Source organism: Mycoplasma pogonae (assembly GCF_054170725.1).
The window spans coordinates 1-1,124 of record NZ_JBSWZS010000026.1; the positions used below are offsets into that span (position 1 = coordinate 1).

Sequence of the window (1,124 nt, forward strand, 5' to 3'; positions counted from 1 at the left end):
AGTTGTGATATTAATTTTTGTGGTTTCAGATAAGTTGGTTAGAATACCAATTGCAGTTTTAGTAGCTGTAAGATTTTCATTACCATTTAAATCTGTTTTGGCATTTGTAGCTGTAGTTATTGCATTTTCTACTTGATTACGAATTGCATTATCAAATAAATTTTGATTTGCTTGTTCTTCTAATTTTGTTAATGCATCATCAAATGCTATTTGTTTAGATACATCAGCTAATTTATAATCTTTATCATTTTTATATGCTTTTAGTTCATCAATTTTTGTTTGTAATTGAGTATTAATATTTAATGTTTGATTTGCATTAACATCAATTGCATTTACTTTTTCTATAGTATTAGTTTCTAATTTATTAACATCATTTAAAATAGCAGTTTTAGTAACTTGATTTAAACCATTATAAATACCTGTACTATCATTAACTTTTGCTCTAAGCTTAGCTTTTGCTTCCTCAACTTTAGTTAAACCATTTAATGCATTAAGAGCATTTTTTACATTTTCAATTGCAGTTTCTACATTAGACAATGTTGTTTCTTGTTTAAATGTTTCATTTGTTAATTCTTGTAAATCAGTTTCAAGATCTCCATATATTTTATCTTTTAAAACAGATTCTAGAGCTTGTTTAACTTTCTGATTTTGTGTAGTTTTATTAGCGCTTGTTGCTTCAGTATATTGTGGTTTTGTAAATACATTTTTATAAGCTGCAACTGCGGCTTTTAATTCATCATATTTATTATTAAGTATTTGTGCTTGATTAGTTTTAGTATCAATTGCAGTTTTAATTTCTGATTGTGATTTAGTTAAATCTCTAATTTCTCCTAAACTAGCAATAATTCCAGTTTGTAATTCAGGTGATAAATGATTAAAACTTTTAATTTCAGATTTTTTAGTTTCAATGTAATTGTTAATATCTGTAAATTTTGTTACTTCATTATCAAGAACATTTTTATCTCCTAATTTAGTTATTTCAGGTAAATTAGTTTTGATATTATTTCTAGTAGTCTCTGATAAATTAGATAATTCATCAATGGCTTTTTTAGCATTTTCAAGATTTAAGTCACCATCAAGTGCATTCAATGCTGTTTTAATTTTTGTAATTGAAGTTTCTACTG

1 protein-coding gene is annotated in these 1,124 nt (G+C 25.0%); it reads right to left on the bottom strand.

Annotation, left to right across the window (positions count from 1 at the left end):
- The coding region (locus ACW95P_RS04960; RefSeq protein ID WP_457962165.1) for a hypothetical protein at positions 1–1,124 on the bottom strand (1,124 nt) is incomplete at both ends.